The sequence below is a fragment of the Priestia sp. P5 genome (genome assembly GCF_029522155.1).
Lineage (GTDB): Bacteria > Bacillota > Bacilli > Bacillales > Bacillaceae_H > Priestia > Priestia megaterium_E.
Window position 1 is genome coordinate 615,254 of sequence record NZ_JAKWFJ010000002.1, and the last position, 16,365, is coordinate 631,618.

16 protein-coding genes are annotated in these 16,365 nt (G+C 37.4%); 9 read left to right on the forward strand and 7 right to left on the reverse strand.

What is annotated here, in order from left to right; genetic code table 11:
* Positions 1–34: 34 nt before the first annotated feature.
* Positions 35–1,204, reverse strand: a complete 1,170-nt coding sequence (locus MMB69_RS19890; protein WP_221782310.1) for an MFS transporter — start codon at positions 1,202–1,204, stop codon at positions 35–37.
* Positions 1,205–1,378: 174 nt separating this feature from the next.
* Here MMB69_RS19890 and MMB69_RS19895 point away from each other — a divergent pair, with 174 nt between their 5' ends.
* Positions 1,379–1,573 (forward strand): hypothetical protein, encoded by a 195-nt coding sequence (locus MMB69_RS19895; RefSeq protein WP_013082184.1) that lies wholly within the window; start codon positions 1,379–1,381, stop codon positions 1,571–1,573.
* A 31-nt stretch (positions 1,574–1,604) separates the two neighbouring features.
* Here MMB69_RS19895 and MMB69_RS19900 read toward each other — a convergent pair whose 3' ends face one another.
* From MMB69_RS19900 to MMB69_RS19910, 3 genes are all read right to left on the reverse strand, one after another.
* Positions 1,605–2,906 carry an NCS2 family permease gene (locus tag MMB69_RS19900; protein ID WP_014461116.1) on the reverse strand — a complete coding sequence of 434 codons (1,302 nt, stop codon included), beginning with the start codon at positions 2,904–2,906 and terminating at the stop codon, positions 1,605–1,607.
* Between the two features lie 218 nt (positions 2,907–3,124).
* Positions 3,125–4,075 (reverse strand): sensor histidine kinase, encoded by a 951-nt coding sequence (locus MMB69_RS19905; protein WP_277448324.1) that lies wholly within the window; start codon positions 4,073–4,075, stop codon positions 3,125–3,127.
* Between the two features lie 17 nt (positions 4,076–4,092).
* Positions 4,093–4,791 carry a LytR/AlgR family response regulator transcription factor gene (locus MMB69_RS19910; protein ID WP_016763353.1) on the reverse strand — a complete coding sequence of 233 codons (699 nt, stop codon included), beginning with the start codon at positions 4,789–4,791 and terminating at the stop codon, positions 4,093–4,095.
* Between the two features lie 175 nt (positions 4,792–4,966).
* Here MMB69_RS19910 and MMB69_RS19915 point away from each other — a divergent pair, with 175 nt between their 5' ends.
* The 7 genes from MMB69_RS19915 to msrA all read left to right on the forward strand — a co-directional run bounded on the left by MMB69_RS19915 (position 4,967) and on the right by msrA (position 10,065).
* Complete coding sequence (locus MMB69_RS19915; protein ID WP_098333623.1) at positions 4,967–5,704, forward strand: ABC transporter ATP-binding protein; 738 nt, start codon at positions 4,967–4,969, stop codon at positions 5,702–5,704.
* A 1-nt stretch (position 5,705) separates the two neighbouring features.
* A complete protein-coding gene (locus tag MMB69_RS19920) occupies positions 5,706–6,872 on the forward strand; it encodes an ABC transporter permease (protein ID WP_269871753.1) in 1,167 nt (388 codons plus the stop codon).
* A gap of 114 nt (positions 6,873–6,986) precedes the next feature.
* Complete coding sequence (locus MMB69_RS19925; RefSeq protein WP_269871778.1) at positions 6,987–7,166, forward strand: hypothetical protein; 180 nt, start codon at positions 6,987–6,989, stop codon at positions 7,164–7,166.
* A gap of 66 nt (positions 7,167–7,232) precedes the next feature.
* Positions 7,233–7,544, forward strand: coding sequence for a hypothetical protein (locus MMB69_RS19930; RefSeq protein ID WP_277448325.1), 312 nt, complete (start codon positions 7,233–7,235; stop codon positions 7,542–7,544).
* 273 nt (positions 7,545–7,817) lie between these two features.
* Positions 7,818–8,318 carry a MerR family transcriptional regulator gene (locus MMB69_RS19935; protein ID WP_107917835.1) on the forward strand — a complete coding sequence of 167 codons (501 nt, stop codon included), beginning with the start codon at positions 7,818–7,820 and terminating at the stop codon, positions 8,316–8,318.
* 202 nt (positions 8,319–8,520) lie between these two features.
* Complete coding sequence (locus MMB69_RS19940; RefSeq protein ID WP_221782318.1) at positions 8,521–8,949, forward strand: MarR family winged helix-turn-helix transcriptional regulator; 429 nt, start codon at positions 8,521–8,523, stop codon at positions 8,947–8,949.
* A gap of 153 nt (positions 8,950–9,102) precedes the next feature.
* Positions 9,103–10,065, forward strand: coding sequence for a peptide-methionine (S)-S-oxide reductase MsrA (msrA, locus tag MMB69_RS19945; RefSeq protein ID WP_269871751.1), 963 nt, complete (start codon positions 9,103–9,105; stop codon positions 10,063–10,065).
* Between the two features lie 25 nt (positions 10,066–10,090).
* Here msrA and MMB69_RS19950 read toward each other — a convergent pair whose 3' ends face one another.
* Genes MMB69_RS19950 through MMB69_RS19960 form a run of 3 tightly spaced genes read right to left on the reverse strand, consistent with a single transcriptional unit; the run spans position 10,091 to position 13,848 of the window.
* Positions 10,091–11,215: a GerAB/ArcD/ProY family transporter gene (locus MMB69_RS19950; RefSeq protein WP_221782321.1), complete on the reverse strand. Its 1,125-nt coding sequence runs from the start codon at positions 11,213–11,215 to the stop codon at positions 10,091–10,093.
* Between the two features lie 12 nt (positions 11,216–11,227).
* Entirely contained in the window at positions 11,228–12,313 is a 1,086-nt protein-coding gene (locus tag MMB69_RS19955) for a Ger(x)C family spore germination protein (protein ID WP_221782323.1), read from the reverse strand.
* Between the two features lie 14 nt (positions 12,314–12,327).
* A complete protein-coding gene (locus MMB69_RS19960) occupies positions 12,328–13,848 on the reverse strand; it encodes a spore germination protein (RefSeq protein WP_221782324.1) in 1,521 nt (506 codons plus the stop codon).
* A gap of 202 nt (positions 13,849–14,050) precedes the next feature.
* Between MMB69_RS19960 and MMB69_RS19965 the strand changes: the two genes are divergently transcribed.
* A complete protein-coding gene (locus MMB69_RS19965; RefSeq protein ID WP_277448326.1) occupies positions 14,051–15,706 on the forward strand; it encodes an alkaline phosphatase in 1,656 nt (551 codons plus the stop codon).
* The last annotated feature ends 659 nt before the right edge of the window (positions 15,707–16,365 follow it).

A 16,365-nucleotide genomic window follows, 5' to 3' on the forward strand; every position in this document is an offset into this window, starting at 1 on the left:
TCTTCTTTCAACTAAAATAATGTTGTTCCAGCCTCTACGATGAGAGTGTTTGTTCAGAATAATCTAGAGCTGTATGGCGCTGAATCAACAGTAAAGCAGCTAGAGTTACAACTGCTCCGATAATAAAAGGCAGCGTCATATTGAGTTTAAAGGCAAATGCACCAAGCAGAGGGCCAAAAATACGCCCTAAGCTATCCATTGAGGCGGTTAGCCCCGAAGCAGAGCCATATCCTACTTTGGTTCTCATCGTAATTAATGAGAGGACACAAGGACGAATAAGGGCATTTCCTGCTGTAAATATGCACAAAAATAAGGTAGCATTAACGGCACTGGAAGATAACAAAATAGACGTAAATCCCATTGCTGAAACCAATAAGCCAATGGCCATCAGCTTTTTTTCATTTCCTTTTTTAAATCGCTGCAGCACACCGCCTTGAATCAGCGCTTGAGTTAAACCGCTCGCCATAAACATCCATCCGATTGTCGTAGGAGTAGCATTAATTTTCGCTATTTGAAAAAATTGAAAAGTAGCTTCTAAACCAGCGAGCGTAAAAGTCGCTAAAAATGAAAGAACATATAAATACTTCATAGCTCCTTGGAAATCTGACGTGAAGTCATGCCATCTCGATGTCTGTACTTTATCAGCAGATTCTTTTCGTAACGATTCTTTTAACGTAAAGAATGAGAACGCTGTCATAATCAGTGACAAGATACCAGAGATAACGAAGGGAACAAACAAGCCGAAAGATGAAAGGACACCGCCTAATGCCGGTCCAAAAATAAAGCCTAAGCCAATCGACATTCCTAACAGTCCCATTGCTTTCGTGCGGTTTTCTTCATCTGTACTATCAGAAGCGTATGCAAAAGCACAAGGAATAACAGCTCCTGCAAACAAACCTCCGATGATGCGTGACGTATACATTAAAGTCAGGGAGTTTTCTGCCACCGAAAAAAGAAAAAAGCTTGCGCTAAAGCCGAGTAAGCCCCAAAGTAAGATGGGACGCCGGCCTTTTATATCGGAAAGCTTCCCCCAAAAAGGTGCAGTAATAAAAGATGCGATCGAATAGCTAGCCATTAGTATTCCTAAATTGACCGTGCTTGCACCCGTGGCACGAATAACTTCAGGTACGATCGGGATGATCACTCCAAAGCCTACAAATACCATAAAAATAACAAACATTAACGTTCCAAGCTGTTTGTTCATATGCAATTAAGCCCCTTTCTCTGTAGAACATGCCGTGAGTTTAGTATACCAAATACAAAGACGTTTTTTGCGTATATTTGGTAAAAAGCGTTTTATTTATAAGTGAAGAAAATATGTTAATATTTACCTGTTGTGCTGATGATGATATAATTTTAAAAAAAGGGAGTGAAGCAATTGCCGATATGGATTGTATTTGCTGGGATCATAGGCGGTCTTTTAGGATTTGGGGCACTAGTGGATTATATAGCTAAAAAGAGAAGTATCGAGCTAGATCCAGAAGAAGGGATAAAGAATGCTTCTGACGCAGAACAAATCTATGTGGAAAATTATCTTTATCAAACAAAAGAAAATAACAATCACTTTCAATAAAAAAAGCTTGGAGACGAATCTCCAAGCTTTTTTAATGCGGTAAAAAGATGAGCTGATAGAGAAATAAAACAGCAAAGACATACACAAGCGGATGAACTTGTTTGCCTTTTCCTTTTACCAGCTTCATTAACGGATAAGAAATGAAGCCAAGCGCAATTCCTGTTGCAATACTTGATGTAAGAGGCATCGCTAGAACAACTAAAAAGGCAGGGAACGCTTCATCAAAGTCATTCCAATTAATTTTAGCTACAGCACCCATCATCAAGCTTCCGACAATAATTAATGCAGGTGAAGTAATAGCTGCTACGCCAGAAACCGAGCTTACAACTGGACTAAAGAATGCTGCCACAATAAATAAAATAGCTACTGTCACACCCGTTAGACCCGTACGTCCGCCTGCTGCTACACCAGATGAAGATTCAACGTAAGCCGTTGTTGGGCTTGTACCAAATAAAGCGCCAATCGTTGTACCAAATGAGTCAGCAAGCAATGCTTGACGGACGCGAGGCATCTTATTACCTTTCATAAGACCGGCCTGTTGAGCTACTCCTACCATTGTACCTGTTGTATCAAAAATCGTAACAAGTAAGAAAGAAAAAACAACTGTGTACAAATCATGATGAATAACATCTCCAAAAGCAGCAAAAGGATTTGAAATCATTAAGCCGTCTGGAAGGTGAGGAGATGCAAACAAACCTTTATCAAATGAAAGCTGTCCTCTAAAGAAAGCAATTAATCCCGTAATAATCATACCGAAGAATAGAGCGCCGTTTACATTTAGCGTATATAAAATGATTGTAATTGCAAGTCCGATTAGTGTTAACACTACTTTTTCAGACTGCAAATCACCAAGTCCGATTAAATTTGATTTATTTGCAACAATAATACCGGCTGAACGAAGCCCGATAAAAGCAATAAATAAACCGATACCAGCACTAATCGCGTGCTTTAAATTGCTTGGAATAGCTTCAATTAATTTTTCACGAAACGATGTTAACGATAGGATGATAAAGATAATACCCGCTACAAATACAGCTGAAAAAGCAGTAGCATAGTCGATACTTCCATTTGAACCAACAACTAAAGCAGCAAAGTATGCGTTCATTCCCATACCGGGAGCAATAGCGATTGGATAGTTAGCTGCAAGAGCCATCCATAGCGTAGCTACGACCGCTGAAATAATAGTAGCTGTAAAAACTTGATCAAAAGGAACGCCGGCGCTGGACAAAATAACTGGGTTCACAATGACGATATAAATCATGGTTAAAAACGTTGTAATACCAGCTAAAATCTCTGTTTTAGCATCCGTGTTATATTCTTTTAACTTAAACATAAGTAACCTCCAAAAATAACGAACATTAAAAGCAACATGATATATAATATTCGTTTTTTACTTGAAATGCAATAGATTTGCATATAAAAAATCAAAAACTAAAAAAGTGACGATAAAAGAGCTAAAACAAGTGTGAAATATTTCTTTTTTTCGGTGCTTTTTATAGTGTGTACGTATAGAAGAGGCTCATACGAAAAAAGCCGCTTGGGCTGCAGCGGCTATGTTGCTTGTCTTGATGAAACGACTATCGGAAATTTTATTTTAATGGAAAGAGTTAAATCGTGGTACGTATATTCCAAGCGTCCGTGGTAGTTGGAAACAAGTTCAGAAATGATCCACGTGCCAAGGCCTTCGTGGCGTTCTTTCTTTTCCGTAACATGAAAAGAAGTAAACAAGTGATCTTGACGCTCTCGTGATAAAGGAGCGGTAGAATTGCTGACTTCTAAAATGTAAATGCCACTTCGAATCATACTCGAAACGGTTATCTCTTTTTTCTCAGAAGAATGAGCGGCTTCTAAAGCATTATGCATTAAATTCATGATGAGATTCATTTGGTCAAGGTGCTTTAAAGGCAGCTGTGATAACGGTGAATCTAATTGAACATTCATATGTATTCCCCACGTATGTGCTTGATTCTTGCTTTGATGTACAACAGAAGCAACGTGCGAATGTTCACCTTGAATATATGAATGGGTATCATTCAAAGCTTCAACGTAATCTTGAATGTACTCTTGTGCCTGCTGTCTTTGGTTTGTTTCTAGAAGATAGGATACGGCACTGACATGTTTAATAAAATCATGTCTTTCAGCTCTTAACGCTTGAAAAAGCTCATTGCTCTTTTGAATTTCACGTGAAGCACTGCTTTCCCGGTTAGTTACGAATATGTATTGTTGATAAGAAGAAAACATGTCGGTCATGTAACTAATCATTGCGATAACGGTTAGGCTAACACTAAAAGGTGAAGCTAGGCTAAATAAAAGCAGAAAAAAAGACGTCAGTACGATTGCTTTTTTTATAGTTATTAAAGGAGCCGTTTGATATTTTTTTCTCCATATAAAAAATGAACCAATTATAAAAAAACTAAGTAGGAGATGTAAACTAACAGGCAGGTCTTTAAAAAAGAGGAGCACGAAAGCAGTTAGTAAAACTAGTGTGTAAAATAGTTTCATTTTAGATAGTCCCTCCTTTAAAAGTATTCTTTTTGCAAGATGTCTAAATTTGTTTTCGTGATTAAAGCTGTTTTTTCGGTGCTTTGAAACATCACTGAGTAGGAGTGCTTAGTATACAGGGAGAAATTTTGAATATAGGAAATGTTGATAATAAAAGCTCGATGCGACCTTAGAAAATGACTCGCTGTTAATTCTTTTTCAATTTCGTTTAATGATTGATAGGTACTAAATTCTCCATTTGTCGTTATGATTGTGGTAGAACGACCCGTTCGTTCTGCAAATATAATATCTTGTTTGTTCAGCACTTGCATTTCGGTTTTTTGTTTTAAAATAAGCTTATCTCTTGTGTCAGTTGATTGTTTTTTTTGATGAAAACGCTGAATGCCTTTTAACAGACGCTCTTTAGAATAAGGCTTCATAATGTAGTCTAAAACGTTGAGTTCAAATGCATGAACGGCAAAGCCGCTGTGCCCAGTGACAAAGATGACTTGAATATCAAGTGCGTAAGCATTGATAAAGTCTGCAAGCTCATAACCTGATAGCTTTGGCATTTCAATATCTGTAATTAATAAATCAATTTCATTTTTTTTAATTTCGTTATAAGCTTCCTCCGCGCTGCTAGTCGAAAAAAGTATGTCTATATCATCTTCTCTTTCTAAAGAAATCCTCAATTTTTCTAAATCATATGAATGATCGTCCACTAATCCTACCTTCATAAATAAAAACCCTCTTTGTTTCATTCTATTGGATATTACCACACTATTTTACCATGATTTACAAGATGGAAAGGACGTTTCGCGACATAAAAAACCCTCTTTATGACAAGATGGAAGATGCTGTATAAAAAAAAAGCTAAGATATAGTCAATCACAGTAAAAGGGGAGAGCGGATATGATTGAAATCAAAGGTGTTACAAAATATTTTAAAGAGAAAAAGCAAACAATTGCAGCTGTTCAAGATATTCATGTAACCATCGCACAAGGAGAAATTGTAGGACTATTAGGTGAAAATGGAGCGGGGAAAACAACTCTTTTACGTATGCTGTCGACTGTACTTGAACCATCGGAAGGTAATATGTTCATTCACGGAATTAACATTCATAAACAGCCTGATAAAATAAAACAAAGAATTGGCGTGCTTTTTGGCGGTGAAACAGGTTTATACGACCGTTTGACCGCTCGTGAAAACTTGGCTTATTTTGCTAAGTTTTATGGCATGAGCAAACATGAAACAAAGATAAGGATTGAGGAACTGGCCAAACGTTTTGGAATGAAAGACTACTTGGATCGCCGCGTCGGAGGCTTTTCAAAAGGAATGCGTCAAAAAGTAGCCATTGCACGCACTATTCTTCATAACCCGGACGTTATCCTGTTTGATGAGCCGACTACAGGATTAGACATTACATCAGCAAACATGTTTCGTGAGCTTATTAAAAGTCTGCAAAGAGAAGGGAAAACGATTATTTTTTCCAGTCACATTATGGAAGAAGTGGAGATGCTGTGTCAGTCTATCATCATGATTCATAAAGGAAAAATGATTTATCAAGGAACAAATGAACAGCTGTATAAAGAAGAAGAAAGCACAGACTTAAACTACATCTTTATGTCGCGTATCGTGAGGGGGGCTTAATATGATTTGGCACATTTATAAAAAAGAGTTAATTGATTGTTTACGAGATCGCAAAACGATTATTTTTAGTGTGTTGATTCCTATTTTGTTAAATATAGGGATTATCTTTTTTATCGACAAAATAATGGCTAGTGATCAATCTAATAGCATGTCCGTAGCTGTTAAAAAAGATTCTGATACTAGTGTTATCGACTGGCTAAAAAATGACGACAATATCAAAGTAGTCGAAAGTGAAAATCCACTCAACACTGTAGAGGAAGGAAAAGCATTAGTGGCGTTAAAGGTGCCATCCAACTTTTCTTCAGCAGTCCTTAACATGAAATCACCAGAAGTTACCGTTTATACCGATTCTGGGAGTATGAATTCAGGTGCTACGGCGGAGTATATACAAAATATACTGAATAAACATCGAGAAGCTATAGTCAACGAACGTTTAGGTCAATTAAATATTAATAGTCAAACGATTGACCCTTTTAATGTAATTGAAAAAGGAGTGTCTAAGGAAGATGACGGCTCCTTAACTATGATTGCTATGTTCGCGCCAATGATTATCATTATGGGGGTTTTAGGTGGTATTCTTCCTTCCGCAAATGATATCTTTGCAGGTGAAAAAGAACGAAAGACGATGGAAGCTTTATTGATGTCTCCTGTCAAAAGAACTCAATTATTGGTTGGGAAATGGCTGACTATCTCTACGTTTGGTATAGTAAGCGGTCTTTTGTCCACTTTTGCATTTGTGCTTTCTGTACGTTATTTAACAACCACATTGAATGAAGCACTGCAGCTCAACGGTCATTTTACAACATTTATTTTCTCGTTTTTAGTCAGTCTTACCCTATTAGCGCTTTTAGGAGCGATGGTATTATGCATCCTTAGCCTTTTAGCGAGTTCCGTTAAAGAAGCACAAAGCTATACATCACAAATAGTGGTGGTAGCGATGCTTCCATATTTCCTAATGATGGGGAAGTCCGTACACGAACTGCAGTCAAATGTATTTTTAATTCCTATTTATAACGTATTTGCACTTATGAAACAGCTTCTATATGGTGTCTATGACATGCAGAGTCTTGCGTATACAGCAGGAAGCTTGTCGGTTTGTATTATTGCTTTATTTACGATTGGTTATACAATGTTTAACAAAAGCCGTTGGGTGCTTGGTAAAGGGTAAGAGATTGGGCAAAAGTAATTTAGTTGAAGAAAGAGCCGAACGAGTAATCGTTCGGATTTTTTTATTAGAATGGTGAACGTAGGTTTCAAGTAAATAGTTATTTGCTTCTAGCTGTTGATTGGAGGGAAAGACGGAGACTCCTGCTGGAAAAGCGGAACAGGTGAGACCCCGCAGGAGCGGAAGCGACGAGGAGGCTCCGCGGAAAGCGAAGTCTTGCGCGGAAACCAACAGCGGCGTAACAAGCGCTTCATAACAGCTCATTTACCACATTTGTTTGTTTCTAGATTAAAGTGATTTCGTTATGTCTTATCCTTTTTGTAGGGAAAGAGCAATCAAAAGAGAATGTAGAAAGAAAGGAGAGTGAGACAGCTGCATCCTATTATAATAGAAGAAATTCCTTATTCAATAAAAAAATATGTAAAGCAAATGGAAAAAGTGACGTTTCCAAAGCAAAGGTGTACCTCAGATGTTGATATCCTTCATACGGCTAAAGGGAGATATGTTTTAAAGAGAGCAAAAAGGGAAAAGTACAGAAAATGGTTATATAAGGAATATTATGTATTAAAAAATATACGGGCACTGGCGGACTTTCAAAGCCCGAGTGCTTACAAATTCGTTCTAACAGCTGTTATTGACTGGAGCGGAGAACCTGCGGAGATGCTCGTTATGTGATATGGCGCTTGCTGTGCGCTTTGAAGACGGAATCTTTATAGGTAAAGAGCGCGCTGCTTTTATTAAGGGATACGGCAAGGGGATTTCACAGCACGAATTTTGTTATTTTGCAGAAGGATTGTACGAGTTTTTCTAAGCAATAATGACATCATTTTCTTCATTTGTTGAACGTCCACTTTCTTTGACGAATTCATACTAGTTTTGTCACGTATGAAGGGATTTGAAAATTTCTCTCGAAATGGCTAGTAAATGAAAAAAATGGAGGGATGGAACATGACGATGAAAACGGTAGATGTGGCAAAGTCGCTGGGAATACATCCAAGTACGGTATTAAAATGGGTTAAAATGGCGGATATCGAGCTAGAGAGAAATGAATCGGGACACTGTGAGTTTACAGAAGAAAATGTTGAAGCACTTAGAAACTTTCAAAAAAACCGCAATCGCCAAGCCGTCGTCAAAGTGGTAGAAAAAGTAGTGGAAAAAGAGGAAGTCGTTATATCTGATGAACGTGCACAAGACATGCAAAAGCAGCTTGATCAGCTTTTTTTAAGGCTAATTGAAAATGAAAAGCGTACAGAAGAAAAAGCGGGAGAAGTAGTGACGTTTCAAATTTTAGAGCATCGTTCAGAAATCGATCGATTAAATAAAGTTATTACGAAATTAGAAAATCGAGTAGTGGAACTTGAAAGTCAGTTAAAAAGTGAAGACAGCTTAAAAGGTAAAAAGCCTGTTCCGAGATGGAGAAGCTTTTTAACCGGTATTTTTAGCTACTAGCAGCGATTTACCATAACGGTAAATCGCTTTTTTTATGGAATTTTATGAAAAATACATCAATTCGTACAGAATTGTGGAAAAAAATCTCAATAATAGTTGACGAAACGCTTAGTAATTTGATAAAACTAATTAAGTTAAGAAAGTGAAATACTTTCGTAAATACATATTCGTTATCATGCGATAGCGTTAAGGAGAGTGACAAGTGAAAAAAAGAGAAGAGCTCGTCCAAGAAATGGAGACGCTGTTTCGCTTTGTGTTCAGACAGCTTCGCCAAGAAATTAATGAAGTATACAATTCAGAGCTATCAACAAATGAATTTATGGTGCTTCGTATGCTGGTTGATTCAGGTAGACAGCGATCAACTGATTTATCCAAGTATCTTCAAGTGTCAGCAAGCCACATTACGGCGGTAACCGACTTGCTTTTATCAAAAGGCTACATTGCACGCAAACGGTCTGAAAACGATCGGCGTATTATTGATATTGAACTGACCAAGGAAGGACAGGATATTTTTAATGCTATTCAAGAGAAGAAACGAGCCTATTTCCTTGAGCGTTTTGAGCACTTTACAGATAAAGAAATTGAAACGATGAATCAGCTGTTTCACAAAATTAAAGGCCATCAAAAATAAAGCGCTTTAAATACGGAAGAATAATCAGTGAATATGAGCTTCACTGATTATTTTTTTGTTTTAAAACGCAAAGAGTATAAAAGGCAAGTTAGTTGGTGAGAACATAAAATCAGCGTATAATAATAGAAAGAACACATGAAGGAGGTCATCTTTTTGACAGAACAATATGAAGTAGCAACTTTTGCGGGCGGCTGTTTTTGGTGTATGGTGAAGCCCTTTGATGAACAGCCAGGCATTATAAAAGTTGTATCTGGCTATACAGGCGGTCACAAAGAGAACCCGACGTACAAAGAAGTATGCTCAGAAACCACGGGCCACTATGAAGCGGTCCAAATTACATTTGATTCAGAGGTTTTTCCATATGAAAAGCTTTTAGAACTATACTGGCCTCAAATTGATCCAACGGATGCAGGCGGACAATTTGCGGATCGAGGCGATTCATATCGAACAGCTATCTTTTATCACAATGAACACCAAAAGACACTAGCTGAAGAATCGAAGCAGCAATTAGAAGCAAGCGGTCGTTTTTCTGAGCCGATTGCTACACAAATTCTACCGGCAAAACCGTTTTATGAAGCGGAAGAATACCATCAAGGTTACTATAAGAAAAATAAATTCCGCTATGCTATGTATCGACGCGGGTCTGGACGTGATCGTTTCATTAAAGAAAACTGGAAAGACTTTGGACGCGATGAGAAGCTGAAAACGACATTAACGCCTATTCAGTATGAAGTGACTCAAAATGATGCAACGGAACCTCCGTTTCGCAATGAATTTTGGGATCATACAGAAGAGGGAATTTATGTAGATGTTGTATCAGGAGAGCCATTGTTTAGTTCAACTGATAAATATGATGCCGGATGCGGATGGCCATCTTTCACAAAAGTGATTAATAAAGATGAAGTAAAAGAAAATATGGACGTTAGTCATAATATGGTTCGTACAGAAGTACGAAGTAAAACGGCTAACTCTCATTTAGGCCATTTATTTGATGATGGTCCCCAAGATGCAGGCGGCTTGCGCTACTGCATCAACTCAGCAGCTCTTCGCTTTGTTCCCAAAGAAGATTTAGAAAAAGAAGGATACGGGGAATACGCTGTTTTATTTAACAAATAAGGTAGTATGAAAAGAAGAGAGTGATTCAACTTAAAGTTGGCTCACGCTCTTCTTTTTGTGTTTTCTTTTGTTTTATTTTGGCTCGAATGAGGCTATAGAGAAAAAGGAAAGGAATGTAGCCATAAATAAAATAAAAGCCGGTCATGGATAAACGTGTATTAAGCTGATCGATGGTTTCCCGATCATCAAAGAAAATAGAAAAACCAAGAAGGGCAATAAGAGCTAATATGAGAAAAATCGTAGGCGGCTTATTAAATGTTTTACTAAATCCACGAATTGTACACCATACGCTGACAGCAATTGTAGGAAGAACGACTAAAAGCCACAGAGAAATTAAAATATATTCAAAACGCTGTAAAAATGGAATTTCAATAATTTTGGCCATCGTTAAAGTTGGCCAGATCGTATGCATTAACTGTCCTTGACTAAAGTAGGCAAATGAAACTAATGCTGTGCACAAGTATAAAAAAGTGCTGAACAAAACGCCAAGTTGCCCCCACTTCTGACTAGTAGCGCCATTTTTTATAAAAGGATAGAAAAAAAGCACGGCTTCAAATCCTAAATTCTCAAAAGTCATCATTTTAGTTGAAATTAAAAATTCCCATATCGTGTGGTCAAACAAAGGAAATAAATTATTAAGGTGCCCATATTTTAATGGGTAAATCAATGCAAATACGAGCGGTAAGGGAAGCACGACCCCAAAAAAAGCAATCCCAGTGATCACACGAAACCCACCGGAAACTGTATAGTAAATAATAGGTAAGTAAACAAGTGATACAATCCATGTTTCCAGCTGTGGAAACATCCATATTTGTAAAATTTCTACGTACGTCCGGTAAATGGTTAACGCAAAGATAAAATAATAAGCCGATGCCGCAAGAGTTAAAGCTCCTCCAAGGTATTTCCCAAAGTATAACCGGTGAATATCGACAATATCGCTGTTTTCGCGAGTTAAGATATTAAAAATCATCGCTAATAAAATACAGACGCTGATCGCAGCAAGAAAGATGGATATCCAAGCTTCATATCCAGCTCCTTTAATAATATAACGCTGAAATCCTAGGATCCCAACGCCAATTTGCGTAGAATGCACTAAGAAAAAAAGAAAAGAAGGGGAAACTTGATTTTCTTCTTTAATTGTATTATGCATCTTTTCTTCCTCCTAGTTGCTAATACCGGTTTGAATAAGATGAACGCGAGCTTTTACTTCAATATTCATATCCGGATATTGCGCTTTGAATTTTTCACTGTTAAACCCGCGTGTTTTACTTCGAACATAATCTGTAAAACAAATGGGGTCGATTTTGTGCCGCTGAAGTTTCTTAATAAATGCATCCCCATCTTTTTCAATATGTTTTTGAAGCGTTTTTTCAACCATTTTAATACTAGACGAGTCTGTTAAATTTATCCATCCAGGAAACTCTTTTACAAGGCCATCGATAGTTAAGTGCGCAATAATACTTGGGTGTTGATGATTTCCTTTAATTTCATACTTTGTTTTGGTGCGCAAGTTTTGTAGAATGATTTCGCCTTCGCGGTCACTTTCTTTAACTTTCACTGAGTAGCGGCCGTGCTTTGTTCCGCTTGTTAGCAGCTTAAATAAAAATGTTTCTTTCATTCCGATAGTTGTAACGACTTTTTGTTTTTTGAAAAGCGCCAGTCCCTTTAATTTAATAGCATCTTTTTCTTGTGCTAAAACAGGAAGATACGGGTCCCGGTCGTCGCTAAAAAAACTGAATAAAAAAATTTGTAAATTAGTGTTAGGCAAATTTTCTGTTCGGATATTTTGTTCAATCAAATTAGAAATAAACTGATAGTCTTTAATTTTCTTTTTTGTAACGGAGCTCAATAATTCATGTGCGTTGCCGTCTGCAATGCTTAATTTAATATTACGTCCAAGGTCTGGATTTCTAGCAATTGTATTTACTAATTCATCCACGCCATGTGTTGCAAATTCTTTTCCCATGACGATGCTCCTCAGCTGCCCAAAAGCGACCGGAAGAGATGATTTATTGTTTAAGCGAAGTGGAATATCAAATGATGAATTAGCAGTAGCCGCAATAATACTGGGTTCTTCCGTTGGCCCGTACTTATAGATAGGGTATAAAATGGTTCCTCTCACTTTATTGCTTTGAGGAATATAATCATATCCTATGGAGTTAACTACTTGAATTTCGTCAATTGTTTCACGGTCTGCACAGCTCGTTAAGAAAGTAAGGCAAGTGCATAAAATAAGTATTCTCTTCATGACGTTTCCCCGCTTTACTCATTATCTAAATTACTTTTTCGTTTAGTCTTATTCGCTTTATTAGGGTTATAGCGAAAGCGTTCTAAAGGACGCAAGTAGCTTGGACGCTTTGCCGTATGACTATAGGGCAATCGCAGAAAGGTATCCCTATACTCTGTTGGACGAAACGGAAAAAGCGGAACAAGATAAGGCATGCCCAAAGACTTTAAACGAAGCAAATGAACCAGTAAGAAACAAAAACCAAAGGTGATGCCGACTAAACCAAACGCAGTGGCAAACAAAATAAACGGAAAACGTAGCAGCCGGATGGTATTAGACATTTTAAAAATAGGCGTTGTAAAAGAAGCTAAAGCTGTCAGTGAAACAATAATAAGCAAAATATTGCTTGTTAACGCCGCTTCGACTGTTGCTTGCCCAATAACAATCCCGCCTACGATTCCCAGCGTTTGACCTACTTTTGTTGGAAGTCTGGCTCCGGCTTCGCGAAGCAGTTCAATGGTTATTTCTAAAAAAAGTACTTCGATGACGGGTGGAAAAGGAACATTGGTCCTTGAAAAGATAATAGGACCCAGCAAATCTTTTGGAAGCATCTCATAATGATAAGTAACAATGGCTACATAAAGAGGCGTAGCAAAAATAGAGAAAAAGACGCCTAAAATACGAATAACGCGGAAAAACGATCCTAGAACCCATGGTAAATAGTAGTCTTCAGGTGAAATAAAGAAGTCAAGCAGCGTTGACGGTCCCGTAACTGCGTAGGGTGAACCGCTTGAAAAGAAGGCAGCTTGCCCGTTTAACAGACTAAACAAGACTCGGTCAATCCGCTCTGTTGTTAAGAAAAGCGGAAACGCCGTAGAAGAATTATCGGAAATTAATTGATCAAGCATTGTGCTATCAAAAATGACGTCGAAATCTATATCTTTAAGGCGTTGGGTCATGGTGTCCACGTGCTGAGGGTTCGTTACGCCTTCTAAGTAAACAAGCACCACGCGCGTTTTCGATTTATTTCCTACGGTGAGTTCTTTAAAAATAAGGTTTTCGGAAATGACCGTTTTTCTCATTAAATAGAGATTGACATCTAAATCCTCTACAAAACCAATTTTAGGACCAACGACGCTGAACTCATTTTCCGTTTCATTTTCTTTTCGAAACCCTGTATCAAAGCTTTGAACTTTAATAAGCGCTACTAGCTTATCGTCTTTATGTAATTGAAACATCACATAGCCGCGCAGCATCTTTTCTAAAATTTCTTTTGTATCTTTTGTGACTGAAATATCTTCAATCGGCAGAACATTTTCAACTTCATATATACTGCTTAACGTGAAGTCTAGTTTTTGAAAAGGCTCGAGTATTTTATCTTCAACACTTTGCATGTTTACGAGCTGCTTAAAATAAGTAATGATGTACTTTCGATGCTGCGAACCAATGGCTAATGTTGTAAAATCACTTGATTTTTTAAATTGTTTAATCAGTTCATCCAATGTTTTTTTGGGCTGATCGTCTGCATTCTTTTTTTTAAATAAATGTTTAAACATAACCGTGCCCCTCGCATGACTTTCTATTACTGGTAGTTTGTTCATGTACTTCCTTTTTATTCGACTATTTTTTCTCAAGAAGAAAGGAAGAATATAAAGACAAACTTTACACTCTTTTACAGCGGGTAAACAGTGGATTTACGTTTGAATGGTAACTTTAGACATGTCGAAGACAATTAAATAAAGGGGCGGGTACATTTATATGAAGAAAGAATTAGCAGGTATTACACTGGCAGGAGCAGTAGCATTGGCCTCGTTTGGTGTAGGAAACTCCCTTATTCAAACGGAAGCAAAAGTGGAGCATAAGTCAGCTAAGAAACCTCAAAATGTCATTATGATGGTAATGGATGGGACGAGTTCAAATGCTACTACACTCGCAAGATGGTACAAGGGAAAACCGTTACATATGGATCAGCTGATGGCCGGGGGAGTACGTGCGTATTCGGCAGAATCTGCTATTACAGATTCCGCTCCGGCAGCTACTGCTTTAGCGACAGGAAATAAATCAAATTCAGGTTATGTAGGTGTGCTGCCTTCGGTAGTGAACACGCCTGGGGTTAAACCAGTAGAAAAAGAGGATCAATTTCGTCCGGTAGCAAACGTTCTAGAAGGAGCAAAGCTTTCAGGGCGCGCGACAGGAATTGTGGCTACTTCTGAAATCCAGCATGCCACACCAGCTGGTTTTTCAGCTCACAACTATAATCGTGATGATTTTCAAACGCTAGCGGAGCAGCAAGTGTATCAAAACATTGATGTAGTACTTGGAGGAGGTAAGCAATCTCTTCTTCCGGGAAAAGAAGAAAAAAGCCGGAAAGACGGTGAAAACTTAGTCAATGTATTGAATAAAAGAGGATATGACTTTGTAGAAAATAAAAAGGAATTAGAACAGTCACGCGCCAAAAAAATCTGGGGGAGCTTCGCCGACCGAGACTTGGCGTATGATATGGACCGCCCGCAGACAAAAGCAGAACAGCCAAAGTTGTCCGAGATGACAAATAAAGCAATAACGACGTTGTCAAAAGATAAAGACGGTTTTTTCTTATTTGTTGAAGGCAGCAAAACGGATTGGGCAGCTCATGCGAATGATCCAGTAGGAATGATTAGCGATGTATTAGCGTTTGATGAAGCAGTGGGCAAGGCAGTAGAGTTCGCTAAAAAAGATGGAAATACGATGGTTATTGCGATTGCCGATCACGGAAACAGCGGTCTTTCAATCGGTAATGCAAATACAACAAAAGGATACGATACTACACCTGTTTCTGCTTATATTAATCCATTAAAAAAAGCAAAAATGACGTTAGAAGGTGCCACGTCTAAATTAAAAGAAGATTTATCAAATAAAGAAGAAGTAGCTGCTTTGCATGGTTTATCAAATCTAACTTCAGAGGAAAAAGCGCAGCTGACTAAAGCAAGAGATAAAAAAGAAATCAGTGCTGCACTATCGAAGTTATTAGCCAACCGAGCAAACCTTGGATTCACAACGGGCGGTCATACGGGTGAGGATGTATTTCTGTATTCATACGGCGTAAATCGACCAACGGGGCACTTGGATAATACGGATATTGCCAAACATATGGCTAAATCAATGAATATTAACTTAAATGAGTTAACAAATGAATTATTTATTGAAGCAAATAAAGCTTTTAAAGGCTCAAAGGTAGCGGTTGACCCAAAAGACAAAAAAAATCCTGTGCTGGTTGTTACAAATAATAAGCGAACGGTGCGTTTTCCAGTAAATAAAAATATTGCTATTGTAAATGGAAGAGAAATTCAAATGGACAGCGTGGTGGTACAGGATAAAAAGAATCGCTTCTTTGTATCAAAACAAGCACAGCAAATTGTAAAAAATGAAAAATAAGAAATGAATGCAAAACAGGCCGCGTTATAACATTAGGCCTGTTTTTTTACAAATAATAGATGGTTAATTAAGTTATGTAGCCTTTATAGAAGAATGAATTAATTTATTTTACAAATAAATAGCTTTGAACACTTAAAGGAATGGAAAGTCTTCACGTTTAACTATATGTGATTTATACTATGAAATGGTATAATAATCATAGTTTTAAAAGGAACTAGTTCGGAATACATATGTAAGTTCATACCTTTATATGCTAGAATTTTTATAATAAAATGAATAAAAAATACATAAATTCTTTTGGGTGAAATCACAAAGTCATGGTTATTAAGGACAATATGTAAGTAATTACCTTGAATAAAAAGTAAAAAAATTAACAAAAGTATGGGTGAAAGAGCGTAGAACATGTTTTAATAGTAAGAGAAAACAAAATGATTGAAAAGAGCGTGTCGCCTTTATCGAAAATGTTAAATAAAGATTTTGGCATGCTGATTTACAGATTATAAAAAGGGTATTAAATCATTGTTAGGAAAATAAATGATAATAGATAAACGGTTTTTATGTCTTCTTCTAGAAAACCTACAATTATTGCAATATTCCCCATGAACAATCGTTGTGTGTTCATTAACGATTAGCGTCCGTGTAGATCATTCATCTCAACA